Source organism: Paenibacillus glycanilyticus NBRC 16618 (assembly GCF_004000805.1).
GTDB lineage: Bacteria > Bacillota > Bacilli > Paenibacillales > Paenibacillaceae > Pristimantibacillus > Pristimantibacillus glycanilyticus.
Window position 1 is genome coordinate 64,420 of record NZ_BILY01000018.1, and the last position, 24,073, is coordinate 88,492.

The 24,073-nt window shown below is 51.5% G+C and carries 23 protein-coding genes; 6 read left to right on the forward strand and 17 right to left on the reverse strand.

Annotation, left to right across the window (positions count from 1 at the left end; all coding sequences use genetic code 11):
- Window position 1 precedes the first annotated feature (1 nt).
- Together PGL01S_RS16070 and PGL01S_RS16075 are read left to right on the forward strand one after the other, a co-directional pair.
- The gene (locus tag PGL01S_RS16070; RefSeq protein ID WP_127495617.1) at window positions 2–1,126 is read left to right on the forward strand and encodes an ABC transporter permease; all 1,125 of its coding nucleotides are present in this window, start codon (window positions 2–4) and stop codon (window positions 1,124–1,126) included.
- A gap of 1 nt (window position 1,127) precedes the next feature.
- The gene (locus PGL01S_RS16075; RefSeq protein ID WP_127495618.1) at window positions 1,128–2,276 is read left to right on the forward strand and encodes an ABC transporter permease; all 1,149 of its coding nucleotides are present in this window, start codon (window positions 1,128–1,130) and stop codon (window positions 2,274–2,276) included.
- A gap of 62 nt (window positions 2,277–2,338) precedes the next feature.
- Here PGL01S_RS16075 and PGL01S_RS16080 read toward each other — a convergent pair whose 3' ends face one another.
- The 5 genes from PGL01S_RS16080 to PGL01S_RS16100 all read right to left on the reverse strand — a co-directional run bounded on the left by PGL01S_RS16080 (window position 2,339) and on the right by PGL01S_RS16100 (window position 7,559).
- On the reverse strand, window positions 2,339–3,388 hold the full coding sequence (locus PGL01S_RS16080; protein WP_164775492.1) for a stalk domain-containing protein: 1,050 nt from the start codon (window positions 3,386–3,388) through the stop codon (window positions 2,339–2,341).
- Between the two features lie 201 nt (window positions 3,389–3,589).
- Entirely contained in the window at window positions 3,590–4,417 is an 828-nt protein-coding gene (locus PGL01S_RS16085) for an AraC family transcriptional regulator (RefSeq protein WP_127495620.1), read from the reverse strand.
- A 1-nt stretch (window position 4,418) separates the two neighbouring features.
- Window positions 4,419–5,282, reverse strand: a complete 864-nt coding sequence (locus tag PGL01S_RS16090) for a sugar phosphate isomerase/epimerase family protein (RefSeq protein WP_127495621.1) — start codon at window positions 5,280–5,282, stop codon at window positions 4,419–4,421.
- Between the two features lie 30 nt (window positions 5,283–5,312).
- Window positions 5,313–6,386, reverse strand: a complete 1,074-nt coding sequence (locus PGL01S_RS16095) for a Gfo/Idh/MocA family protein (protein WP_127495622.1) — start codon at window positions 6,384–6,386, stop codon at window positions 5,313–5,315.
- A 15-nt stretch (window positions 6,387–6,401) separates the two neighbouring features.
- Window positions 6,402–7,559, reverse strand: a complete 1,158-nt coding sequence (locus PGL01S_RS16100) for a Gfo/Idh/MocA family protein (RefSeq protein WP_127495623.1) — start codon at window positions 7,557–7,559, stop codon at window positions 6,402–6,404.
- A gap of 546 nt (window positions 7,560–8,105) precedes the next feature.
- On the opposite strand from PGL01S_RS16100, the gene PGL01S_RS16105 reads away from it, so the two are divergent.
- Entirely contained in the window at window positions 8,106–9,008 is a 903-nt protein-coding gene (locus PGL01S_RS16105; RefSeq protein ID WP_127495624.1) for a DNA-primase RepB domain-containing protein, read from the forward strand.
- An 80-nt stretch (window positions 9,009–9,088) separates the two neighbouring features.
- On the opposite strand, the gene PGL01S_RS16110 is transcribed toward PGL01S_RS16105, so the two are convergent.
- The 8 genes from PGL01S_RS16110 to PGL01S_RS30860 form a co-directional block, all read right to left on the reverse strand.
- A complete protein-coding gene (locus PGL01S_RS16110; RefSeq protein ID WP_127495625.1) occupies window positions 9,089–9,829 on the reverse strand; it encodes a peptidoglycan recognition protein family protein in 741 nt (246 codons plus the stop codon).
- A 135-nt stretch (window positions 9,830–9,964) separates the two neighbouring features.
- Complete coding sequence (locus PGL01S_RS30855) at window positions 9,965–10,126, reverse strand: hypothetical protein (protein WP_164775493.1); 162 nt, start codon at window positions 10,124–10,126, stop codon at window positions 9,965–9,967.
- 188 nt (window positions 10,127–10,314) lie between these two features.
- Entirely contained in the window at window positions 10,315–10,938 is a 624-nt protein-coding gene (locus PGL01S_RS16115) for an FMN-dependent NADH-azoreductase (RefSeq protein WP_127495626.1), read from the reverse strand.
- Between the two features lie 141 nt (window positions 10,939–11,079).
- On the reverse strand, window positions 11,080–11,757 hold the full coding sequence (locus PGL01S_RS16120; RefSeq protein WP_127495627.1) for a response regulator: 678 nt from the start codon (window positions 11,755–11,757) through the stop codon (window positions 11,080–11,082).
- A complete protein-coding gene (locus PGL01S_RS16125; RefSeq protein ID WP_127495628.1) occupies window positions 11,754–13,433 on the reverse strand; it encodes a GAF domain-containing sensor histidine kinase in 1,680 nt (559 codons plus the stop codon). The genes PGL01S_RS16120 and PGL01S_RS16125 overlap by 4 nt, the downstream gene beginning before the upstream one ends.
- Window positions 13,434–13,459: 26 nt before the next feature.
- Complete coding sequence (locus PGL01S_RS16130; RefSeq protein ID WP_127495629.1) at window positions 13,460–14,257, reverse strand: nucleotidyltransferase domain-containing protein; 798 nt, start codon at window positions 14,255–14,257, stop codon at window positions 13,460–13,462.
- A gap of 15 nt (window positions 14,258–14,272) precedes the next feature.
- On the reverse strand, window positions 14,273–15,391 hold the full coding sequence (locus tag PGL01S_RS16135; protein WP_127495630.1) for a slipin family protein: 1,119 nt from the start codon (window positions 15,389–15,391) through the stop codon (window positions 14,273–14,275).
- Window positions 15,392–15,472: 81 nt separating this feature from the next.
- The gene (locus tag PGL01S_RS30860; RefSeq protein ID WP_164775494.1) at window positions 15,473–15,649 is read right to left on the reverse strand and encodes a hypothetical protein; all 177 of its coding nucleotides are present in this window, start codon (window positions 15,647–15,649) and stop codon (window positions 15,473–15,475) included.
- 521 nt (window positions 15,650–16,170) lie between these two features.
- On the opposite strand from PGL01S_RS30860, the gene PGL01S_RS16140 reads away from it, so the two are divergent.
- Complete coding sequence (locus tag PGL01S_RS16140; RefSeq protein WP_127495631.1) at window positions 16,171–17,517, forward strand: helix-turn-helix transcriptional regulator; 1,347 nt, start codon at window positions 16,171–16,173, stop codon at window positions 17,515–17,517.
- Window positions 17,468–18,328, forward strand: a complete 861-nt coding sequence (locus tag PGL01S_RS16145) for a WYL domain-containing protein (protein ID WP_127495632.1) — start codon at window positions 17,468–17,470, stop codon at window positions 18,326–18,328. The genes PGL01S_RS16140 and PGL01S_RS16145 overlap by 50 nt, the downstream gene beginning before the upstream one ends.
- On the opposite strand, the gene fabF is transcribed toward PGL01S_RS16145, so the two are convergent.
- On the reverse strand, window positions 18,272–19,510 hold the full coding sequence (fabF, locus tag PGL01S_RS16150) for a beta-ketoacyl-ACP synthase II (RefSeq protein WP_127495633.1): 1,239 nt from the start codon (window positions 19,508–19,510) through the stop codon (window positions 18,272–18,274). The two genes, PGL01S_RS16145 and fabF, sit on opposite strands and share 57 nt — an antisense overlap.
- Window positions 19,511–19,723: 213 nt before the next feature.
- Between fabF and PGL01S_RS16155 the strand changes: the two genes are divergently transcribed.
- Window positions 19,724–20,581 carry a helix-turn-helix transcriptional regulator gene (locus PGL01S_RS16155; RefSeq protein WP_127495634.1) on the forward strand — a complete coding sequence of 286 codons (858 nt, stop codon included), beginning with the start codon at window positions 19,724–19,726 and terminating at the stop codon, window positions 20,579–20,581.
- Between the two features lie 43 nt (window positions 20,582–20,624).
- On the opposite strand, the gene PGL01S_RS16160 is transcribed toward PGL01S_RS16155, so the two are convergent.
- From PGL01S_RS16160 to PGL01S_RS16170, 3 genes are all read right to left on the reverse strand, one after another.
- A complete protein-coding gene (locus PGL01S_RS16160) occupies window positions 20,625–21,491 on the reverse strand; it encodes a fumarylacetoacetate hydrolase family protein (RefSeq protein ID WP_127495635.1) in 867 nt (288 codons plus the stop codon).
- A gap of 59 nt (window positions 21,492–21,550) precedes the next feature.
- Window positions 21,551–22,408: a polysaccharide deacetylase family protein gene (locus tag PGL01S_RS16165; protein ID WP_127495636.1), complete on the reverse strand. Its 858-nt coding sequence runs from the start codon at window positions 22,406–22,408 to the stop codon at window positions 21,551–21,553.
- A gap of 174 nt (window positions 22,409–22,582) precedes the next feature.
- Window positions 22,583–24,064 (reverse strand): stalk domain-containing protein, encoded by a 1,482-nt coding sequence (locus tag PGL01S_RS16170; protein ID WP_127495637.1) that lies wholly within the window; start codon window positions 24,062–24,064, stop codon window positions 22,583–22,585.
- Window positions 24,065–24,073: the final 9 nt, after the last annotated feature.

The following is a 24,073-nucleotide window of genomic DNA, read 5'->3' on the forward strand; positions in this document are numbered from 1 at the left end:
CGTGAACGTGCTGAACATAGCGTTATTCGAGTTCAAGAAGGACTTGCGGGATAAACGTACGCTTCTCCTGATGCTTGCCTTTCCGATCGTACTCATCCTGATCCTCGGAACAGCTCTCACTAACGCCTTTAATAACGGAGTAGAACTCGATGATATGAATCTGCTGGTTAAAAATACCGCGCAGAGCGCTCAGCTGCAAAGCTATTGGAACGGATTCGCTCAATCGATCGGCAAAGAAGGCGTCGAGTTTACGCCCGCCGAGGGCGGTGTCGACGGCAAGAAAGCCGTTCAGGATAATAAATATACGGCGTATGCGGAGATCGACGACAACGGCATTCACTTCTATGGGAGCAGCCGTCAGACAATCTCAAGCAATATTTTACAAGGCATGCTAACCTCGTTTGCCGACAAATACAACTTGGCCGCGGCAGCTTTGAAAAACAGTCCCGAAGCGGCGGATGCCATCATCGCTGGAGAAGCTTCGGCCGGTTCGTTCATCCAGGAATCCTCGCTTATTCCAGACCGTAAGCCAGGCTCCATCGATTATTACGCAATCGTAGAATCAACCATGATCGCTTTCTATGCCTGCATGTCGGCTAGCTGGCTCATTCGCGGTGAAGTGAAGCGGAAGACAGCGCTGCGACTGGCCGCAGCCCCCGTCGGGAAACTGGAAATTTTCGCGGGTAAGGTAATCGCTAGCACCCTAATTAACTTCTTGTGTATCCTTGTAGTTGTCCTTTTCAGCAAATACGTATTTAACGCCAATTGGGGTAACCACCTGGGCTCCGTGTTCCTCCTGCTGTTCACCGAAGTTCTGCTGGCGGTCAGCTTCGGCCTTGGCATCGCCTTTCTATTCAAAGACGATGCGGTCAACGCAGTGATGATGATCTTCGTTCAGTTGGCATCCATGTTCGGCGGCGCCTACTTCCCTGTCGACGAAGCATCCGGCGTCTTTGCCGGAATTGCGAACGTCTCGCCGCTTCGATGGGCGAACGAAGCATTGATGAAGCTGATCTATAACGACGACTTGCAGGCTGTATTCCCAGTCATGGGGCTTAATACCGCGATTGCGGCAGCATTCCTCGCATTCGTCGCCATTACGATGCGCAAACGGGAGGCGTTCTGATATGAATAACATCCTTTGGATCGTGCGCAAGCAGCTCCTCTCGACCTTCCGCAAGAGATCGAGTTGGATCGTTTACTTCGGATTGCCGGTCGCCGCCATCCTGCTCTCCATGCTAATCTACGGAAGCTCCAGCGGCGGCACCCTAAAGGTCGGTATCCTCAACCAAGAAGGCGACAAAACGTTGACGCAGGATGCGATCCATTTCGTGGAAGGGCTGAACAACGTAAAGATCACGATGGTTGACCAAGCGTCCATGAACAAGGATATCGCTTCCGGCAAGCTGGACAGCGGTCTTATCTTCGAGGAAGGATTCGCGGGCAGCGTCCGGAACGGTCAACCTGCTCATCTTCGGATTGTCTCCGCAAAAGGCGCGGAAGTGACGTCTTACGTGAAGGCATTGCTTGAAGGCTACGTCGGCAATGTCGCCTCCATTGGCCAGTCGACGAAGAACGACGCGGATGCGTTCGACGCCATCTATGCGGATTACAAAAAGTCCAGCTTCAAGTTCGAGTCTGAATCGCTTGAAGATACAGCGAAGTATAAGGACATGACGTATCAAACGATTGGCTTCCTGCTGATGTTCCTTCTCTTCTCCGCAGTCAACATGAGCAACCTTATTCTTAAGGAGAGAGAAAATCGCACCTTTCTCCGTCTGCTGTCCTCGCCGCTCTCGGCCCGAGGATTCGTACTAGGAAACGTGCTGGTTACCTTCATTATCCAAGTATTGCAGATCGTCGTTACCCTGTTGGTCCTAAAGTACGCCATCGGTATCGATTCCGGGATGCCGTTCGGAGAAATGCTAGGCATACTCCTTCTTTTCTCGCTTGTCGCTATCGCCCTTGCCCTGCTGCTCACAGCGTTCTCAAAAAACAGCAAAGGCGCCAGCGCGTTGCAGACGCTAATCATTACGCCAACCTGTCTTCTTGCCGGCTGCTTCTTCCCATCGGAGATTATGCCGGATACCGTTCAGAAAATCTCGAGTTTCCTCCCGCAGCACTGGCTTCTGGATACCATTACGAAGCTGCAGGACGGTCAAGCGATCGGAAGTCTCGCGCTCAACTTGTTCATTCTCCTCGCCTTCGCCGTCGTGTTTACATTGATCGCCATATACCGTTTCAACCGTAACAACGATGTAAAGCAGTTTATCTAAACTCGCAAAAGCGCCCTCTCCCGTTGAAGGAGGGCGCTTTTTTCAGCGTTCTTGTCTATCGGTTAACGGTTGAATGCCGAGAAAGGAATAACGAACCTAGGAAAGCCCTGCGCAGCGCCCAATAACTCGCCTTCGGTGAAGTAAATGACCACTCCGTTATGACTTAAGTAAAAGTCACGATTTGCCTCAATCGTTTTAAAAGGCGTGATCACGTCAAGCTTACGGTCTTTGATTTGTTTTTTAATCTGATCGTTAATGATCGTCACATAGTTTGCCTTACCTTCAGTCACGTCCTTCAAGGAAAGCTCGTTGCCCGTATTCAGATCGAACGTATGAGGGACGAGATTATGGAGGTCATGCGCTCCGCCTGAATCGATGCCGTAATACGTGTAAAGACTTAGTTTTCCTTTCTCGTTATACGTAACTTCGAATTCTCCCTTAAGATTGCTGTTGCTGATAACATCATATTCGTTATGCTGGCTCGCTAAGGCTATAGTCTTCTCAGCCTCTTGCTTCAACAGCGCATTGATTTTGGTCTGTACTTCCGTATTTCCCATGCCGGAGATCACAGGGTAATAAACGAATCGCTTCTTGCCGCCGCTATTATCGCTTAAAGAGTGGGCCTCGATCGTCAGCTTATTCTCAGCAATGGCTTTAATGCCGATTTGCTTGGAAGCCGAGGTGTACGTCACTTCATAGCCCAAGCGTTCTAACAAGAAGCGCAGTGGAAGATATGTCGTATTATCCTGTACAATCACTTGCTGGCCATTAATGAGTTGACCGTTTAACGTCACGGTTTTGTTTTTTAGATCCAGCTTCATGATCCGGTTATGTCCGGTAACAGTAACCGATTGAGTCGTTTTATCGAAATTTGTTCCTAGTCCCAACGCCGTATTTAAGTTTCGCAATGCAATAAAAGTGGAGCCGTTGCTATTGATGGTACCGATGCTGCTCTTAACTCCCTCAATGCTAAAAGACTGATTTGTGATGCTGAATTTTGCGTTGGCAGCAGCCACTTTCGCTTGACCCGCTGGCAGAGATAGGGAGATCGGGGAAACGAGTAAAGCTGCAGCAAGGGCTAGCCCGAGTTTTTTTTGTTGTTTGAATTTCATGTATAACATCCCTTTCATAGAGGGGCATTACCCCTTTATTAATGTTCTTGCAAGTTGAAGTATAAAAGGTTCCTGTGTCCAACATGTGTATTTGAAATGGATATCAGGAGGAGTTTTGTGGACATCGGAAATAATAGTTCATTAATAATAAGGACAAACGAAAAAGAACCTTGATTTATCAAGGTTCCTAATCAGTATTATTTAAACCTGCACTTGCTCGCGCTTGCGGAACTGCTCCGGGGGCATGCCGGCATATTGCTTGAACAGTCTGCTGAAATGAGCCAGATGCTTGAAGCCAAGCCGGAAGCATACCTCCGTAACCGACAGCTCCGGCTGCATCAGGAACAGGATTTTCGCCTCGTTGATCCTTCTTGTATAAATGTAATGAAAGATCGTGACGCCGGTCACTTCTTTGAACAGCTTGGAAAGGTACGACTTGCTTAAATGCAGCCGTTCTTCCAGCAGCTCCATATTCAGGTCCTCGGTATAATTCTCCTCCAGCACCGAAATAATGCGCTGCACCGTCGCTTCCTTCTCGGAGCTGTATTCCTGCCTGTTGCGGTTTAGAAGCGGCTGCTCGCAATGATCAAGGATCATATAGAGCAGATCCACAAACGCAAGCCGGAACCGGTTGTCGCCAACCGCATCGCCGCGTTTTTGATATTCGTCCATCTTGGCCAGAATCCGCTCAACCTCCGCTTTATCCTCTCCCCGAAGCCGCAGCCGGTAATTGTTCAGCTGCTGAAACGGCTGAAGAATGTTGCGGGCATGCGGCAATTCGAGATAGGGCTGCAAGAGCGTTGGTTCAAAGTGGATGATGGACCGGATGTATTCAACCGACGGATCCGCCTTGGCGCAATGCAGCGTCATGCCGTACATGATAATCAAATCGCCTGGAGCAAGCTCATAAATCTGGTCGCCGATCAGATAGTTGCATTTGCCGCCATGGAAATAATAAACCTCGTAATGCATATGGGAGTGAAAAAACGGCTCGATCGGCTGGTCTGACCAGTAAAGCAAATCGAGCATACTAAGCCTCGGCTTGCAGCAGCTCACGCATATATTGAACAAAATGCTTCAACATTTGCTGAGTCTCAGGGAATTGTCCGCTGAAATCCTCAACGCCGAGATAACCGTCGTAACCTACCGCTTTCAAGTCGGCAATAACCTGCTTCCAAGGCACAACGCCTTCCTTGACGCCGCTCCATTCCGACTTCCACTTCACGCTTCCGTCATCAGCCGTGCCGTCCGTTGCGAAGGCAGCGTTCTTCACGTGGACATGGGCGAGGTAAGGACCAAGAATCTCCATCCCCATCCGGTAGTTCTCAAAGCCTTCATGCACCATATTGCCCGGATCGTACAATACGCCGATAAAGGATGGGTCAAGGCCTTCGACAAGGCGGTAAGCGGCCGATGCGCTTGGCGCGATTGTCTGATGGTGAGTTTCTACAAGGCCTTTAATGCCGTATTGGCGGCATAAGCCTTCCGCATCCTTCAAATATTGACGCGTCAAGGCGAACAGCTCGCCGAATGGACGGGAACGATCGTAACCCGGAACGCCAAGGCGAATAAATTGCGCCCCTACACGCTTTGCTTTACGGAGTACATCCTCCGTTGCCTCCAGATCGCCTGCCGTCAAATAAGGCGTTACGCTAATCGAGCTTAAGCCATGCGCAGCCGCGGCTTCGCGGAATTGATCCGCCATTTCTTCGCCGCCGGAAGGAAGCAGCGTGCAGAGGTTATTGCCCCAGAAGGACGGCTTTTGCTCGGACGCATTCTCGGGAGCTTCCTTGTAACGCCATTCAATGCCGTCGATGCCGGCCTCGCTTGCTACGCGTACCAGTTCCTCGGGAGATAGCTCCGGCGTTGCTACTGTAAAGATGGACAGCTTCATATCGGAATCCTTCTTTCGCTTTTAGTTGTTCTATTCGACTTTAACTGCTTGTCTCTGCGCTTCGAGGCATAGCTCGGCCGCCTTAAAAGTATGCTCCTGCGGCATCGCGAGATCCGTGCCGTTCAAGATATCAAGGATTAGTGCGCCAAAGTAAGGGAAGCCGACTTGATCCTTCACTTCGATTTTATGCTCGCCTTCGCCGTTCACGAGGAACAGATGATCACCCGTATTGCTTCTTGCGATATCCACGTATTTGCGGAGCTCAATGTATCCGTTTGTGCCGAGAATCATCGTTCTGCCGTCTCCCCATGTAGATAGGCCGTCCGGCGTGAACCAGTCTACGCGGAAGTAGTTGGTTGCCCCGTTATCGCCGATAAGAGTAGCATCCCCGTAATCCTCAAGCTCCGGATACTGCTTGTTATTATAGTTAGCTACCTTGCTGCTTTGTACTTTAGCATCCTTAGCGCCAGTGTAATACAGGAACTGTTCGATCTGATGGCTGCCGATATCGCAAAGGATGCCGCCGTATTTTTCCTTTTGGAAAAACCACTCCGGGCGCATATGCGCGTTCAGGCGGTGCGGCCCTAAGCCGATCACCTGCAGAACGCGGCCAATCGCGCCGTCTTTAATAAGCTGCCCCGCGAATTCCGCGCTTTCCACGTGAAGGCGCTCGCTGTAATAAACTGAATATTTTTTGCCCGTCTCGGAAGCGGTCTTCTTGGCATCGGCCAATTGATCCAGCGTTGTGAACGGAGCCTTGTCGGTAAAATAATGCTTGCCATGCTGCATAACCTTCACGCCAAGCGGCCCCCGCTCGTTCGTTACGGCTGCCGCCGCAACCAGCTGCACTTCCGGATCCTGAAGAATTTGCTCCTGCGAAAGAGCAATTTGCACTTCCGGATACGCGCGGCAGAATACTTCTACCTTGGCGGGATCCGGATCGTATACCCATTTCAAAGTGCCGCCCGCTTCGCGGAGGCCGTTGCACATTCCGTATATGTGTCCATGGTCAAGCGACATCGCGGCAAAGATAAACTCGCCTTGCGAAACGACTGGACGCGGCTTTCCTTGCGGCGCGTAATTCATTCCGTTTGCTTTCGACATTGTTAAGCCTCCTGATTAGTGCGTGCCGGTAACATCCAGCGTATGGTATTCGTTCGCGTTTTTCTTCGAATCGGATTTGGCGATTTGCTCCTGAAGCTTGTCATAGAACAGATCCTCGTCAATCGGCAGGTCAACCCAATTATCCGTCCAAGTGGACAGCAGCATCGCGTTCGAGATCATGAGGCCCTTGATGCCTTCTTCGCCCGGCGCGATAAGAGCAGTTCCCTTATTGATGGCATCCGCCCAGTTTTGCGTAATTTCCTGATGGCTGCCGCCGCTGCCGGTAATCGGGATTTCGAATTTCCAGCATTCCGGCTGGCCAAAGCCGCCTGTGTAAGTCTCGTTGAATTCGGATTCCAATACGCGCAGACGATGGAAGGTCAGCTTGTTGTCTTCAATTACGATTTTGCCGCGGTCGCCCGAAATCTCAAAACGGTTCGTACCCGGCGATTCAAACGTCGAAGTTACGAATACGCCCGTAGCGCCGTTCTCGTATTCGACATAAGCCGTAACGTCGTTCTCGACTTCGATGTCGCGGTGCTTGCCGAACTGGCAAAATGCGCGGACGCGTTTGGGCATAAGGCCCGTTGTCCACTGCCACAGGTCCAGCTGATGCGGATCCTGGTTAATCAGAACGCCGCCGCCTTCGCCGGCCCAAGTCGCGCGCCAGCCGCCGGAGTTATAGTAGCTTTGCGAACGGTACCAGTCCGTAATAATCCAGTTCGTGCGGCGAATCTCGCCCAGCTCGCCGGAAGCAATAAGCTCTCTCAGCTTCGCGTACAACGGATTCGTGCGCTGGTTGTACATGATGCCGAATACTTTATCGCTCTTCGCGGCAGCTTCGTTCATCTCCCGTACGGTACGAGTATAGACGCCTGCTGGTTTTTCAATCAATACATGAAGTCCTGCGTTTAAAGCAGCGATTGCCTGCTCCGGGTGATCGTAATGCGGCGTACAGATAATTACGCCGTCAACCGTGCCCGATTCGAACATTTCCTGCGGGCTCAAAAACCCTTGAATATGCTCGCCCCACTCTGCTTTTACCTCCGCCAGACGCTCCGGACGAACGTCGGATACTGCTGTCAATTCTGCGCCTTTAACGCCGCCTGTAATCAAATAACGGGCATGCCCCGTTCCCATGTTTCCTAATCCAACGATACCAATACGTACCATGATTACACCCTCTCCATACTTGATGAAATAAGGAATCTCTTTCTCCATTCTAGCACGGGCCATTGTGAAAGCGCTTGATTCTAATGAGCCAATAATGGCGTTCATTTAACTGTGGTTGTTGTGAAGGGCGAACCGGGTGGTGGCGCGGAGAGATGCTGTGGCTTCTCTTGTGCTTCTGAATGAGGTTGAGCTGTGACTTGGAGTACAGCTTGACTCTGGTTGAACCGTATTTAACCGTAGAGTCGCACTGCGAGAAAGCTTGGGCTTCGGCCGCTGTTGTTTTTGAATCTCCTGAATTTGATTGTAGGTGTCGAGATTCAAAAACAAAGGCGGACGCTTACGCTCCTCAGCCTCAAGCTCTCTCTCCGCGCTCTCACCCGGTTCTTGTAAAGGGATAATTATAAGCCGCCTCATTCCACGGCGGCTTTTCTTTTTAAGAGCTCAAAAAATGGGTATGGCCTATCCACACGAATAGCCTCTTATAGGAATATGATTGTTTAGATACGAACCTCCCAGGTTACGAGAGCTTACAAGGAGATGTGTTGAATGACGCAACGCCGGGCGAAAGGTTCCGCACCCGTTCAGCTATATTCCGGTCACGCATACCGGTTTCTTGAAAAACTCGGCTGCAAGCCGAACGATCAATTGCATTTCTTATTGGTCTCCGACTCCAAAGGCAAAAACCGGGGTTATAGCTTTGCTACCGAGCTTCCCGCAATAACCTTGCGTAAGCCTTTTCGATCCCTGGAAAAGCTGGCCCCCCGAATCAAGCTCTTTTCAAGGAGAAACAAACTAGTAAACGTATTGTGGCTTAACAAGAAAGGCTATGCCGTATTTGTGGAGATAAACGGCCGGGAATCGGCGAAGGACAGCCCGTTCAACGCGATCAGGGCACAGTTCATCGATGTAGACTTAAACAAAATTTCAGCGCGCTGCAAAACTAAGGAACAAATCCAGCAAAAGATCGACGCTATTCTCTCCGACCCTTCGGAACAGCTTCAATCCATTACGCTCACGCAAAATAAAAACGGCCAATATCAGCTTTTAGCCCAGCGGACTAGACAAAGAGTAGCCGAGTTGAAAAAACAATTCTTGAACAAACACGGGGAGCAAATCAAGGATACGATGATCGTCGAAACGAAAAACGGTTATCACATCTACTGGATCATGCAAGACGGAAACATAAACAAATTCGTTCCTATTCAAAAAGCGCTAGCCCAAACCTTCGATTCCGATCCGATGATCACCAACTTATCAAGGGTTATGCGCATACCCGGTTTCTACCATATGAAAAATCCCGAAAGCCCCTACATGGTCAAGGTCATCCAATGGGGCAGGGAAAAGCCGTTCACGCAAGAGGAGCTCATTAAACGGTTGGAGTTAAAACCCGCGGTTACGTCGAAGCTCAAGCAAAAGCGCCGCAAGCTCCATGCCCGTAAAACTTCATAAGGCAGAAAACAGTAACCCCTGGCCGCTTCCGGCCAGGGGTTACTCGCGGTTACTCGGTCAATAACCGGCTTTGCAAATTATTAGTCCTTCAATAAGCCTCTGCGGTACATGATCGTCAGGAGTCTAAAGAAATCGCGGGAGCTTCGGTCCGCGGGGGCATCGATAAGTCCCAGCTCAATAGCCCGGTCTACCGCTGGCTTTGCCCAGGAAGGAACCTTCATGTCATGCTGGGCCTCAAGCTCCTCTACACGGTTCACCAATGCTTCGAACTGCTTTCTTTCCGCTTCAGTCATCGGTACATCATCCTTCCCCAAGTGAGCATTCAGCTGATTCCGGACTCCGTCAAGAAAGTTCTCCCAGCCGTTCTTCCGGGCCCGTATAATATGCGGGCAGTTTTTCCCGCTCCAGTGGTTATGCTGGACAACGGCTACGATCGGAAGCTTCAGCTTATACAGCAGATCCCCCACCAGCCTTGAGGCACGGGCCTCGGCTTCCGCGCGATTGCCATCCTCGTTTTCGCAAATTTCAATGCCGATGGCGCTAAGGTTCCCCTCTCCGCGGCTTCCGTCACCCGCATGCCAGCCATGCTCCGTAATCGGCAAATGCTGAACAACCCGCGTATCGTCGACGGTAAAATGCCAGGATACCGGCAAGGCCTCGGCAGCCTCGCCTTTCAAATATTTTGCGTGCATAAGCGCATTCGCGCCTTTTCCCGGATTCGCCGTATCATGCACGGTAATAAAATAAGGGCCGTTAATCGGAGTGCCTGGACGATTATTTCGGCCGGCAGGAATCATATCGACTAGTATCGTCTCGAACATGCGCCTCACTCCTTTGCAGCTAATCTTCCGTATCGTTACATTTATACTAAGAAGAGGCTCAAAAGGTTTGTGTGCCGAAGGATAAAAAAATAAGCCAGGCCAATAGGCCTGACTGCATATATGTATGTGCGTTTTTTACAAGTGGTTCGTTTTTCGTCTTAAAAGACCAAGCAAGCCCCGCTTTCGCTTCTCTTGCTTCTCCTCGAGTATCCTTTTTACGCCATGAAGCAGCAGCTTAGATCTCATTTCGTCCTCGTGGCTGATTTTTCTCATTTCCGCAAAAAACTCTTTGTTCATCCGCTACCCTCTCCGCCGCTATCATCTAGCTGTGTCTAAAGTCCTATATTTATTGTAATACCGCACCGGAGATCTGTCAAAATTTGTCGCATTTAGACGTAAAAATCCCACATATTCCCTTTTATCAAAGGAACATGCGGGACGTTATGCTTATTCAAATCAACAAGCTATTCAAGACAAGACTGAAATTAGAAGCTAGCTGCCACTTTCTCAGCTGTTGCAACGCCTTCGGCAATAATCGATTCCGCTCTGTCGCTGAATTGGTTGTGGCCTTCAACGATAACCGTCTCGAAGTTTGTTACGCCGAAGAAGCCCATAATGTTTTTCACATAGTTCAGGGACATTTCCGCTGCCGCGAATGGACCTTCGGAATATACGCCGCCGCGTGCGTTCAGCAATGCCACTTTTTTGTCGCCTTGCAGACCAACAGGGCCTTCAGCTGTATATTTGAATGTTTTGCCTGCACGGTTCAGATAATCAATGTAAGTGTGCAGAACAGCCGGAATCGTGAAGTTCCACAGCGGGAAGCCGAATACCACTTTATCGGCAGCGATAAATTGATCCAGGTATTTGTCCGCAATGCTTACGGCTGTTTGCTCTTCCGGAGTCAGTTCAAGACCTTGAGCCGCTTTGAAGCCGCCGTTGATCAGGTTCGCGTTCAGGTAAGGAAGCTCCTCTTTGAACAGATCCAGCTCAATTACAGTGTCTTGCGGGTGATTTGCTTTATAGCTAGCGAGGAACGCGTCATACAGCTTTACGCTGACAGCGATATCTCCACGGTCATTTGCTTTTACGAACAGTACAGTACTCATCTTTTTAATTCCCTCCATAAAATAATGTGTAGTAACTTTTTGTAACTGTCTTTATTTTATAGAGTTTTACTTTCTCCAACATCGGCTAATAGGCGGAAAAATGAAGCGGGACTGGTCTTACGACTATAGGCTGAGACCCGCTTAAGCCATCTGCCCCTTATTCTGAAAGAGCGGCGCCGCAAACAGGGCGGCCTGCGTGCGGTCCGATAAATCCAGCTTGCTTAAAATGCTGCTGACATGCGTTTTCACCGTTTTTTCGGCAACGATCAGCGTCTGGGCAATATCTTTATTGCTAAGTCCTTTTGTCAACAGCTCCAGCACTTCAAGCTCCCTTGGCGTCAAAGCTTCCAGCGACTTGTCTTTACTCGAATGCTGGATAACCGGCTCCGGTCTTGGCTCCGGTTCCGTGCGGCTTAACAGGGCACGCGAAATATCCGGATGCAGCTGTATATTTCCCTTATAGGCGCTTCGGATAGCCTCGGCAAGCTGATCCGGTTCCACGTCCTTCAGCATGTAGCCTATAGCCCCTGTTTGCAAGGCGGGGACGATATGACTCTGATCGGCAAAGCTGGTCAACACCAGAACTTTGATATGCGGATGCTGTTCCTTGATCAAGGCGCTGGCTTCGATTCCGTCCATAATCGGCATATTCAAATCCATCAGGACGATATCCGGCTGAAGCTCGCCGGCTTTCTCGACCGCTTCCTTGCCGTTATGAGCCTCTCCGACCAATTCGAAATCCGGCTGCATCGCAAGAAAAAACGATATTCCTTTTAAAACAATCTGATGATCGTCCGCGAGTAAAATTTTGATTTTCATATTAAGTAGTCACCGCTGCTTCCCTTCTCTTCCATGCAATGCGCCTGTACCGATTCAAGCGGAATCGTCGCTCGGACAATGGTTGGTTTGCCCCGTCCGCTCGTAATCGACAGCGAACCGCCAAGCGTCTCCGCCCGCTCCCTCATGGAGCGCATCCCCATGGTCTGGCGGCCTTTTTTCCGGTCAACCTGAAAGCCTGTACCTTCGTCCCTTACCTCCAGAACGGCTGCCCCGTCCTGCTGTTTGTTAAGCCGGATATAGGCCGTCTGCCTGCCGGAATGCTTCCGGACATTGTTCAAGGCTTCCTGGCCAATCCGCCAGAACGCTTCCTCAATCGCGCGCGGCAGCTCCTGCACCCCGTCCGTCCGGTCATAGATCGTCAGGTTGAGGCCTTGCCCGTATTGCTTAAGCGCCGGCAGCAGTCCGTTCTCGAGACCCGCCGGATGCAGCTGCCAGATCAGCGTTCGCATCTCCTTCAGCGCCTCCTGCGACAGCTGCTGAATCTCGCTAAGCGAACGCTGTACGACGGGATCGCGCCCGGCAAGGACGTTCTCCGCCCCTTTGGCCAGGAAGGACAGGGAGAAGACCTTTTGCACGACGGAATCATGAAGGTCACGCGCCATCCGGTTCCGTTCCTCCATCCGGGCCAGCTCGCTCCGGTGCTCGTAAATGCGGAGATTTTCCACGCATAACGTAAAATGATCTCCCAGCGAGTACATAAAGTCCTCGTTCAGGTCGTCGAATTGCCGCTGATCCGGACTGCTGATAAATATGACGCCAATCGTCCGGTTGCGCACGCGAAGCGGAATTGCCGCCGCCGACCGGAACGGAGGAATGCCAACCGAATCCAATTCATTGCCTTCCATGCAGGAAGACTCGATAACAATCCGATTATCCCGGAGCGCGGCCTCAATCGGACCGGCAGCTTCAACCGCAAGCGTCTGCCATTCCTTCATTACTTTCCCGTCGGAATACAAAGCCCGAAGCGATAGCTGCTGTCCGTCATACATCAATAAGGAGACATTCGGCCACCCGAATTCGTCTCCGATATATTGAACGGCCTTGATAGGCAGCTGATTAACGTCCTGAACGCCGTTAATACGCTGGATGACATCGCCCAGCTTGGCGTACAGCATCGCATTGCGCTCTTGCGTCTGGTACAGGCGAATCCGGTTAATCGCCGTTCCGATCTGCAGAGCAACAGCCTGCAGAAGCGCAAGCTCCTCCTCGCTGAAATGCTCCTTGCCCGCCTGCGCGACATTCAGCAGCCCGAACCGGTCCTTGCCGGCTTTAAGAGGGACGGTTGCATGATGGGTAATGCCTTCCGTGTCCCCAAGCTGATGGCTTACCGCATACGTAATGCGTTTGCATTCAATAATATTAACGGCATGGGTAAGCTTGCGCTGGCGGTAGCGCTCCACGCACCAGCAGTCCTCCCCGCACATAAGCGCGTAATTGCCGGCGGTTAAGGCGGGAGGCAGGTTATGATGGGCCGCGCAAGTATTCCCCGGAATATCGTCATCGATCAGGAAAATCCATCCCGTCGTAAAATCCGTTACTTCAAGCAGCTTCGCAAGCACATCGCTGAGCATCTGATCCATATCGTTGGTCGTATTGAGCATCTCCGCGATTTCCTTAAGCGCAGCGAGCTCGCTGACCCGAACTTCCCTTGACATCCGGCTTCCCTCCTTCTCTGCCACCATTATACACTTACTGTTCCCCATGCCTCCAGCAGAGCATCCCGAAAGAGTTGGTCCAGCTGTTCGCCCTTCAAACCTTCCGCCGTGTTCAAATCTTTAGCCGTCTGTGCGAAATAAGCGATCTGCTCTTCCAAATAATCATTGAGCTGCCCGATGCGGGGCTCCGTACGAAGCTCTTCTCCCGCGCGTTTCCGGACTAGAAGGCGTTCAATAATGCCATAGAGCGCACTATCGGCAGGAATTAAATCCTCAACAAGCTCCTCGAAGAGCATCGGCGGCATCGCGTTATATTTCTCAATCCAGCCGCAAGCCAGCAAGGGACGGAGTACGTAAAAATATTTTTTCGCCCGTACTGTCTCACCCTGCAAATATTCGCGGTAGTTGCCCTTGGCCATATGAAGATAATGATACATGCAGGACTTAGGCGAAAAAGTAGCGCCTGACAAGGTGCGGATACGCTCGGCGGTGGAATAAGGCTCCCTGTACTTCATTGGCGATTGCAGCCACTCCAGCAGGGGAGGGTTGGACTTATTAAACAGCGCCAGCGCTTTGCGGAGATCCCAGCCGTTAATGTCCAGCATCTCGCTGATCGGGCGTTCAATCACGTCCCGGCGCTCGCGGATCGACAGATACCATTCCACCGGCCGCACGTACAGGAAGCGGACATCGTAATCGCTGTCCTTCGACGGGAAGCCCCAAGCTCTGGATCCGGACTCGCAGGCGTACAGGATGCGGATATTTTCTTCCGCTTCCATACGCGCCAGCTCGGCTTCTATCTTCAACCGGTATTGCTCATTCATCCTGTTCGCGCCTCCCTATCCTGAACGTTTGCCGCCAAGCAGCTGGTTTAACTGCTCGACCAGATTGCCGCCGCCCGTGAGCGATACGCTGCCGACGTTATCGCAAATTTTTTCCAGGAACTCAAGCTCCTTCAAACGGTACAGCGTGGCGTTCTCGTCCATCAGCTTTGCCGTATTTAGAAGGCTTCTCGTGGAAGCCGTCTCTTCCCGGCGGGTGATGAGGTTAGCTTGCGCTTTTTTCTCGGCCAGAAGCACGGTGTTCATGATGTCTTTCACTTCGCCCGGCAAAATGATATCCTTCACGCCGGCGTTCAGGAACGATACCCCATACTCCCCGCTCCGTGCCGCCAATCGTTCGAGCACAAAAGCACCAATCTCCTGCTTCGTGCGAAGCAGCTCATCCAGCTTCATCGTCCCTACGTATTCCCGCAAAATTAATTGGAGCTGGATGTAGAGCTGCTCTTCAAAGCCCTTGATCTGCAGTGCCTTCAATGGATTATGAAGTACGTATTGGCTGACGAAATTAAGGCGAAGCGTCACTTTATCCTCCGTCATCATTTCCTGCCCGATCAGGTCGAGCTGCTGCCGGCGCATATCCATCGTCTGAATGACAACCGAAACCGGCGTGCGCCAGAACCGGTATTTGCCCGGACCAAGCTCGCGCTGCAGCATGTTATCGTAGAACAGGAAGCCCTTCTCGTGGCCGGCAACTTCAAACGTGTGGTACAAGCCGTTCAGCTTCATCAGATCAGCGGCGTTTAAGGAAGCAGGCAGCTCGAGGCTCCGCGTACTTAATCGGTTGAACGTATGCTTGATGGCCGATTTCCAGTACGCATGCTTACCGGCTTTTAACACGCTGCCGCATCTGCCGTCCTCGTAGTGAAGCACGTATTCGTCATCGGCAACATCAACGACATGGAGCTCCTCAAGCAGCTTGTCGTCATGCAGGAACAAGGCGAGTTCCTTGCCCGGCACCATAAACGGCTTGGTGATATCCATGACGGTTACCGTCGTTTTCGAAAACAATGGAAAGCGGTGTTTGCCAGGTCCCAGCAGCCTTACATAGCTTCCGTCCTTAAACAGCAGCCCGCGTTGATCGTTTTGAATCGTAATTTTGTTTATATATGTAGTCATAGGTATATAACCTCCTTTAATTTAGCGTTGTTTGGCGAAAATGCTCCCTTACCCGCGGCGGAGACCCGCTTAAGAACGGCATCATACCTGCCAGCCGGCCTGCTCCTCCGGCAGCGCAGCAGACTCTTCTTGCTCCCGGTCTGTCTGCAGTGCATTTGGCAGCGGCCTTTCGCGCAGGCTTCTTCCCGTCCGGTATCCGCGGACTGCATAGCTGCGGCGTACGGTGCAGCTGTATAAGCCTGCTGAGCATTTTCCCAAAGCAACTTGAATAATTGGATTGGACTCGATTTGCAGTCGAGTTAAGCTCCACCATGATCGTCTCCGTGAGGACGATGGAGGATTCGAACCTCCACTTGGCGCAAAGTACGTACCAAGTCCGACAGCATACCGCGTACAAAGACTGTACCGGCACTGCGGGAATCCTACCGAAATCCCTGCCCGGTTCGGCCCGGCCGTTGCTTTACATCCTCATTATCTTCGACTTCCCGTTTCCGGAACATGGTAAAAGTATGGCGAAACAAAAAAAGTCCTGTTCAGTTAGTCAGGTAACGTTGCACGAAATACAGTATATTCGCCCATTTGAGCGACGACGAACGCATTATATTGCACAGATTGCAGGATACTGCGCCGATAAGGGGCGAGGGATCAGATCCTGATCAAATCCAACGTACGCCGCATGAAGTACCTGCCATAAAATAAATTGCCACCTATCCTCTTTTACCGGCCCAAGTTACAATAAAGGCAACTACCTCTTCGACAATGAAAGGGGCTTATGAACCGTGGCAAAAGAAAGCTTCGATAAAGAAATCCAGTTTCTGAGGATGCTCGTGCTGACAAGCGGCGCCTATAGCCGGCAGCAATTCGCCGATCGGCTTGGCATCTCCGTACATACCTTCGACAAGACCATCCGGCGCCTCAAGGACATTGCCGGATCCGTCCAGCAAGCCGACGAGCATAACAAAGCAATGACGGATATGCTGCGAACAAGCTATTACGAATCGGCGGACCCCCTGTTGCTCTTCCTGTTCCGCTCCAAATCGCTCAAGGAATCCGAAAGCTACCGCTTATCTCTGCTTATCGCTTCCCTTCAGGAGCAAGCGCTGACACCGCTGGAGCTGCTTAATCTATGCTGCGAAGGAATGCCGGAGGAGCTAGCGCTGCCGGACGAGAAAACGATCCGCTCCGATCTGAAGTATTTGGAGCAGGCCGGCGTCATCCGCCGGCTTCCGGGCGGAAGACCGCAGAAATATACGGCCCACAATGATTTCGTAAGCATGCTCTCCGACGAGGAGCTTTCGGATCTGTATGCTTTTGTGGACGTGATGGCGAATACGCAGGTTCCTTCCGTCCAGGGTTATCTGCTGCGCGACAGCTTGAAAAAAGCGATGAAGCGGCGGCAGCTGCCGGACGGTGCCAGCGACCTCTTCTTATACAAATACCATTATCATTCGCGTATTCTTGACGAAGCGCATCTATACACGATCATGCAGGCGATTGAGTCCAGACGGAAGCTAAGCTTCCACTACTTCACGCCCAAATCGAACCAAAGCTATCATTCCAAAAACACGAATCCGATGTTCGTCAAGCCATCCGAAGGCCGTCTCATCGAGATGCTGCCGCTTAAGGTCGCTTACGATCATCAATACGGAAGATGGTATTTGCTTGGCTATAGCTCGGGCCGGTCCCAAGTCGCGATTTTTCGGATGGAAGGCATCACGCAGCTTGTGGAAAGCGGAGTTGTAACGGAAGACGAGCATGCGGCAAAGCTGGCAGCATTAGAGCGCAATACCAGCTTCAGCTGGCTTGTCGATTTGGGCAGACCTGTCACGGTAAAGGTCAGATTTTTTAATCCGGAAGGCGCAAAAAGAAACTTTATTAAAGACCGTGTGCAGCTGCAGGGGCAATGGGGCGTATTGACGGACGAAGATGACGCTTCATTCCTGTTCGAGATTACGGTGAACGGCACGCAGGAGATCAAGCCTTGGCTGCGCAGCTTTGGATCTAGCTGCGAGGTGCTTGAGCCCGTGTCTTTAAGGCGGGAGTTTATCAAGGAATGGAAGGAGCTGGCGGAATACTATGAACCTGTTCGAAAAAATATTCAATTACCGGATGATGGCACAGCTTGAGGAGCATGGCGCCCTTGCGGTTACGGCTCAGGAACGCCGCTGGCTTCTGATGATGCTGGAGCATCCGGAGGCGGCGGCTGCCCTATCGCCGGATACGCTGGATAAACTCCGGCAATGCCTTGGCGGCTCGGATGAACGCAACGATTCGCTGCGGTCCATTATTGTTGAAAAAGCAGGCAGCGCAGTTCCCTCTCTCTACCACCCGCTGCTGAGAACGCTTAGGCAGATGATTGTGAAGAAATCGGGCATGCAGCTGCGCCATACGCGGAAGGACGGCTTCCTTCTTCCCAGCCAAACCGGCGTTCCGTATAAACTGGAGTATTCGATGGTAAAGCGCGAATGGTATTTGCTCTGGTACAACAGGAGAACGCGCTCCCTGATGACAACGAGACTGCGGAGTATTCATAGCGTGGAAGAAATGCCGGTAAGCGGGGAATTTTTCAATCAGGCGGCTGCAACGCTAGCCCAGCAGCTGGAAAAGCGCATGCAGCACGCCACGATTGAGATTATTCCGGATTACAACAAAGAATTATCCCGGATTTTGTATGCTTTCTCTTGCTTTGACAAGCAGGTTCAATACGATGAGTTATCCGATACTTATACGATCAAGCTGACCTTTCTTGGCGACGAGACGGAATACGTGCTGTCCAAGCTCCGGTTTCTCGGTCTGCGCGTCCGCGTAACGGATCATCCCTATATGAAGTTCCGGATGCGCGAAGCGGCGCAGAAATCGTTAGCCCGTTACGGCTATTCGTCAGCCCTCGAAACGGCTGAGCACGATAACAGCGTTATGTCCGCCGAAGCCGAATGAATTGGAAAGCCCGATGCGAAGCGGAGCAAACTGGGCATTCGTAGGAACATTAGTCAATCCGCATTCCGGATCCAGCTGATCCAGGTTGATGGTTGGCGGCACGATTCCTTCGCGCAGACTTTGCAGGAGGGCAATCGCCTCAACGCCGCCTGCCGCTCCCAGCATATGGCCCAGCATCGACTTGTTCGCCGTTACCGCAATCCGGCTTTCCCCTTCCCCGAACAAACGGGTTATGGCCTGGCCTTCCGAGCGGTCTCCAAGACCCGTGCTTGTGGCATGCGCGCTTATGATATCCACTTCGTCCGGACGGATTCCCGCATCCGCAAGGGCTGTCCTCATCGCGGTGTAGGCACCGGTTCCTTCCGGATGGGTAGCAACAATGTGATAAGCATCCGAGCTTGCCCCGTAACCCAACACCTCGCCGTAAATCCGAGCCTCACGCTTCTTCGCATGAGTCAGAGACTCAAGGACAACGATCCCCGCTCCCTCCGACATGACGAATCCGTCACGGTTCCGGTCGAAAGGCCGGCTGCCCTTCGTTGGCTCATCGTTGCGGGAAGATAAAGCCTGCGCGTTGCCAAAGCTGGCAAGCGACAGTTCATTTACCGTTGCCTCTGCACCGCCCGCGATAACCACATCCGCTATACCAAGGCGGATAAGCCGCATCGCTTCGCCAATGGCCGTATTTCCGATGGAGCAGGCCGTAACCGGAGCAAGCGTAGGACCGGTTAATTGGTACCTGATACTGATTGAAGCTGCCGCCATATTAGCGATCATCATTGGCACCAGCATCGGGCTTACGCGTTCGGGACCGCGGGTGCGCAATATTTCGTCCTGCTCCATCAGCGTGCTTAATCCGCCAATCCCCGAACCGACATAAACGCCGACGCGATCGCGATCCACCACATCCAGCTTAAGTCCGGAATCCGTTATCGCCTGATCCGCGGCGGCAACGGCGAACTGCACGAAACGGTCCATCTTTCTTGCTTCCTTCCGGCCAAACAACGCTTCCGGATCAAAATCCTTCACGCTCCCCGCGATTTTCGTTTTCAGCCTTGCCGTATCGAAAGCATTTATGCTTGAAATACCCGACTCTCCCCGCTTCATCCGGGACCACATTTCATCAACCGATTGTCCAAGCGGCGAAATAACGCCCATTCCCGTAACCACTACTCGTTCCATAGAGATCAGCTCCTAAAAAGAATTATCACCCGAATTGCGGTGTTCGCTATTCATGATGATTTTTGCCTCGTAAGCATTCGCTTAATGTATGTTCACACCTCAAAATTAGTACCTGATATTAAATCATGTTGCCACATGAAGTATCCTATTACAAGTTGTCGTTTATCCTAGTATAATGAGTAACAGGATCACCATTTGGAGGTACTGCTCAATATGAATAACAAAACACGGCTCACCGCGCTTTCAAGCTTTCTGAAAAACCAACGGGCTAAGCTCACGCCCGAGGAGGTTGGTTTTCCCCCTGGCAGCCGGAGAAGAACGCCCGGCCTCAGACGCGAAGAGGTCGCGGCGCTTGCCGGCGTAAGCACCACCTGGTATACCTGGCTGGAGCAAGGACGGGATATTCAAGCTTCGCCAAATGTGCTGGATGCGATTGCGTCCGCCTTGCGTCTGACTCACGACGAACGCAATTATTTGTACGGTCTAGCGATTGAGCCCGGAGCCGGTCCGTCCATCACGGCCGAATTGCCCGCTTACTCGTCGGATGCGGTTAGTCCGCCCCTGCGCAAAATCCTGCAGGAGCTTAGGCAATGCCCATCCATTATCTCGGATCGCCGCTGTCAGATTGTCGGCTGGAACGAAGCAGCCGCCCATGTCTTTGTAGACTTTGCCCAGATCCCCGAGCAGGAGCGGAATATGATTCGCCTCTTGTTCACGCGGAAAGAGCTGCGCCGCCTTGCCGTCAACTGGAAGCAGTTCGCAAGCGGATTTCTGTCAATCTTCCGGGCTTATTACGGCCAATATGTAGAGGATAACTGGTATGATCAATTTCTGAAGGAAATGACGGGGCTGCATCCGGACTTTCAGGAGCTATGGGAGCATAGCGAGGTACGGACGGCGCCAGAGGTTGTGCTGGAATTCCGGCATGCCAAAGCGGGGAAGATGCTCTTCCATCTGACATCCTTGCAGCTGCAGGGCGGCTCGGATCTTCGCTGCAGCGTTTACACCCCTGCTCCGGACAGCGATACGGAAGAGAAATTAAGCAAGCTGATGCGCGGAAAGCCATCTTAGCCTGAACCTCAGGCCAAGACGGCTTTCTTTTTACAATGTCCTATTAAGCTTCCGCAACCATGCGGTTCGTTAGCGCGCCTAGCTTTTCGATCTCGATCGTGACGACATCTCCGTCTTGGAGATACACCTGTTTCTCCGGCGGATAACCCATCACGACGCCTTCCGGCGTACCGGTCAGAATAATGTCTCCGGGTGATAACGTCATGCATTGCGAAATATAGCTGACGATTTCCTTGCAGTTAAAAATCATATCCGACGTATTCGAGTCCTGCCGGACCTCTCCGTTTACCGTGCAGCTGATCCGCAAAGCATTGGGATCGCCTACTTCATCCTTGGATACGAGGTAGGGACCTACCGGAGCGAATTTATCGCAAGACTTGCCCGCCAGCCACTGGCTTGTCCGGGTCTGAAGATCCCGGGCTGACAGATCGTTTGACGCACTGTAACCAAATACGTAATCGAGCGCATCGTCAACCGATACGTTTTTCGCCGTTTGTCCAATGACGATCGCAAGCTCTGCTTCGTAATCAACCTTTTGCGTCGACCGGGGCAGCGGTACATCTTCGCCATGTGCGGCAAGCGCGTTGCTGAATTTGCTGAACAGAATAGGGTATTCCGGCAGCGGCATATTCGTCTCTTCCGCATGCTTCCTGTAATTAAGTCCGATACAAATGATTTTCCCCGGCTCCGGCACGGATGGTCCAAAAACAATCTCCGACTCATCCACAAAACGTTCTTGCCGTTCCTTGGATTCTTCAACGTATTGCCGGAGCTTGCATAATTCCGCCTCTCCGCCCTGCAATAAGTCGTTTAAGGTCACATGGCCGGCATCAAGGATGCCTTTATCCGAACGTACGCCCAAACGGTAAGCAGAAGCCGCTGCCTTTTCCTTGAAATTGACTAATTTCACGAATAAGCCCTCCCAGTTCTCCAATGATCTGCAATAGATTCCTCCTTTATTATACAGTCTTAACCGTATCTCTTCAGCATCCCCAGAAATTTGCTGCCCGTCAGCGTTGGTGTTCCTGCATTGAGGCGGAATACCTCATCGGATCCTGGCTTGTTAATGCCGGGGTGCGTGGTGAAAAATAAAGTGACGCCCGCGTTTTTCTCAATCTGTTTAGCCGTCTTGTTAAACACGCCATACGGGAAAGCGATAAATTGATGCGTATTGCCCAGCTCCTCCTTCAGCCGTTTCTCCTCCAGCCGTGCATCGGCTTCTATGCGGGCTTTATATTCCGCGTTCGTCTCTACCCGGCCTTTGTCAGGCAGATAAATCGGATTGCTCAGCTTTGGTCCGGTTTTATGACCTTTTTCATCAAGCGGGGCATAATCATGTTGGTTATACGTATGGCTATAAAAGCTGAAGCCTTCCGCTTTAAGCTTGCGCATGGTTTCCCAGGTCATATGCTTGGTGTGTACGTTCTGCTTGTCGCTGCTAGCGCCAATGATGAAATGGGCTGCGGTAAAACCATATTTTTTCATAATCGGAACGGCGTATTGGTCAAAGCTCTCATATCCATCGTCAAACGTGATAACAACGGCATTATCGGGCACCTTGCCTTTGCCGCGCATGAAGTCCGCGAACTGCTCGATGCTGATGACATGGTAGCCGTTATCCTTCAGGATCTTCATTTGCGTGCCGAAACGGCTCGGTGATATCGTTGCCCCGCTCTCCGCTGCATCAATATGATGATACATGAGGACAATAACTTTATCATTATAATGCGCGGCGCCGTTGGTAGCAGCGTCAAGCTGGTTGGTCGGCACCGGCCAAGCGATCACGAACGCGATAGCAAGCAAGGCGGCAATCCATTTCCATTTCACTGCGTATTCCCCCTAGAAACGCGATTCATTCTTTACTGTCTTAGTATATGAAGCCGTTATCTCCAAAGCGTTTCCGGATTGTAACGAAACTGCAAACATTCTCGGACAGGGAATCAAAATAAAAAACTCCCCGAGCACCCAACGAAGGCGGCACGGGGAGTTTACGAATGGTGCTTATTTCAATTTCGCTACACCTGTTGCGATCTGCTCGATTTGAGCCTTAGTCAGGCTGTTATCCGCGGAGCTGACGGTAACGTAACGGTCGTCGATTTGGAAGCTCAGCAGAGCGGTTTTGCTTGGCTTGAACCATTTTGCTTTTACCCCGTTTGGCAGCGTAACGGCTGTGCTGTCGTAACCAACCGAGTAATCGCGCGGCGAAATTTGAACGGTCATGTGCTTGAACAAGAAGTTAACGGAATCTCCGCCCGTTACTTTTTGGAAGGCATCATTTTTCGTCATTAAAGATGGAGCGTAAGCTGTTGTATAGCCGTCGAACTTCGCAAACTCGTCTTTAATCGCGTTTGCTTGAGCGGTCGTATACGTTACCTTTGCCAGATCGGATTGGGCAGCGCCTACTTTTGTAACGGTAACGGCTACTTTTTCCAAGCGTGCATGAGTCAGATTAGCGTTTGGCGAACTTAAAGTAACGTAACGGTCATCTACTTTCAGCGTCAGCATGTCTGTACCGTTTAACGTGTACCATTTCGCTGTTGCGCCGTTAGACAGCGTTACCTTTGTGCCTTCGTATTTGAAGGAGTAATCACGCGGCGACACGTTCACCGTCATATTCTCAAAAATGATGTTTACGCCGTCCTCGGTTGCTGCGGTTTTCTTCAGAACATCGCCGTTAACCATCATTTGAGGGGCATAAGCGGCTTCGAAGCCGTCAAAGCCGGCAAATGCTTTTTTGAGCTCATCAAGCTGCGCTGCTGTGTACAAAACCTTTACCAGATCGGATTGAGCAACGCCTACCTTCGTTACGCTTGCCGCCGCTTTTTCTACCTGGGATTTGTTCAGCTTCCCGTTTGGCGAGCTGACCGTTACGTATCGGCCGTCTACTTTAACAGTCAGCGTGTCTTGGCCGCTTACGTTGTACCATTTAGCTGTCGCGCCGTTAGACAGCGTTACGTTTGTACCGTCGTAGTCATGCGAGTAGTCGCGCGGCGATACGTTGACGGTCATATTGGCGAAAAGCAGGTTCACGCCGTCACTTGTTGCCGCTACCTTTTGAAGAGCATCACCTTTGATCATCATTTGCGGAGCGTATGCCTCTTCGAAGCCGTCAAAACCGGCAAATGCTTTTACGATTTGATCAAGCTGGGCAGCCGTGTAATTCGTCAATACCCATTGATCCGTTGTGCTTGTGCCGATATAGATGGTGTTTGTTTTGCTGTCGTATTGGATTGGCGTATTCAGCGCGTTGGACAATGCGCGAACCGGCAAATAAGTCGTGTCATGATACGTGATTGGCGAAAGCTTATTGCCGTTCTCATCCTTAGGAATATACGTGCTGCCGTTGATTTTGAAGCCAATGCCGTGGTTCAGGAACGCATTGATCTTCTCCATGTTTGTTCCGGCGAACGCGCCGGCTGCTCCCGATACCGTCATGCCTGCGATCATCATCGTTGCGACTGTTCTTTTCATGCTTTTGTTCATCTTTATAAT

Excerpts from the sequence above, each read along its gene's own strand:
- PGL01S_RS16090 (WP_127495621.1), bottom strand. The coding sequence starts at position 5,282 with ATGAAGCTGTCCATCTTTACAGTAGCAACGCCGGAGCTATCTCCCGAG.
- PGL01S_RS16125 (WP_127495628.1), bottom strand. The coding sequence starts at position 13,433 with ATGTCAAGGGAAGTTCGGGTCAGCGAGCTCGCTGCGCTTAAGGAAATC.
- fabF (WP_127495633.1), bottom strand. The coding sequence starts at position 19,510 with ATGGAACGAGTAGTGGTTACGGGAATGGGCGTTATTTCGCCGCTTGGA.
- PGL01S_RS16100 (WP_127495623.1), bottom strand. The coding sequence starts at position 7,559 with ATGGTACGTATTGGTATCGTTGGATTAGGAAACATGGGAACGGGGCAT.
- PGL01S_RS16120 (WP_127495627.1), bottom strand. The coding sequence starts at position 11,757 with ATGAAAATCAAAATTTTACTCGCGGACGATCATCAGATTGTTTTAAAA.
- PGL01S_RS16135 (WP_127495630.1), bottom strand. The coding sequence starts at position 15,391 with ATGACTACATATATAAACAAAATTACGATTCAAAACGATCAACGCGGG.
- PGL01S_RS16105 (WP_127495624.1), top strand. The coding sequence starts at position 8,106 with ATGACGCAACGCCGGGCGAAAGGTTCCGCACCCGTTCAGCTATATTCC.
- PGL01S_RS16085 (WP_127495620.1), bottom strand. The coding sequence starts at position 4,417 with ATGCTCGATTTGCTTTACTGGTCAGACCAGCCGATCGAGCCGTTTTTT.
- PGL01S_RS16110 (WP_127495625.1), bottom strand. The coding sequence starts at position 9,829 with ATGTTCGAGACGATACTAGTCGATATGATTCCTGCCGGCCGAAATAAT.
- PGL01S_RS16130 (WP_127495629.1), bottom strand. The coding sequence starts at position 14,257 with ATGAATGAGCAATACCGGTTGAAGATAGAAGCCGAGCTGGCGCGTATG.
- PGL01S_RS30855 (WP_164775493.1), bottom strand. The coding sequence starts at position 10,126 with ATGAACAAAGAGTTTTTTGCGGAAATGAGAAAAATCAGCCACGAGGAC.
- PGL01S_RS16155 (WP_127495634.1), top strand. The coding sequence starts at position 19,724 with ATGAATAACAAAACACGGCTCACCGCGCTTTCAAGCTTTCTGAAAAAC.
- PGL01S_RS16145 (WP_127495632.1), top strand. The coding sequence starts at position 17,468 with ATGAACCTGTTCGAAAAAATATTCAATTACCGGATGATGGCACAGCTT.
- PGL01S_RS16115 (WP_127495626.1), bottom strand. The coding sequence starts at position 10,938 with ATGAGTACTGTACTGTTCGTAAAAGCAAATGACCGTGGAGATATCGCT.
- PGL01S_RS16075 (WP_127495618.1), top strand. The coding sequence starts at position 1,128 with ATGAATAACATCCTTTGGATCGTGCGCAAGCAGCTCCTCTCGACCTTC.
- PGL01S_RS16080 (WP_164775492.1), bottom strand. The coding sequence starts at position 3,388 with ATGAAATTCAAACAACAAAAAAAACTCGGGCTAGCCCTTGCTGCAGCT.
- PGL01S_RS16170 (WP_127495637.1), bottom strand. The coding sequence starts at position 24,064 with ATGAACAAAAGCATGAAAAGAACAGTCGCAACGATGATGATCGCAGGC.
- PGL01S_RS16095 (WP_127495622.1), bottom strand. The coding sequence starts at position 6,386 with ATGTCGAAAGCAAACGGAATGAATTACGCGCCGCAAGGAAAGCCGCGT.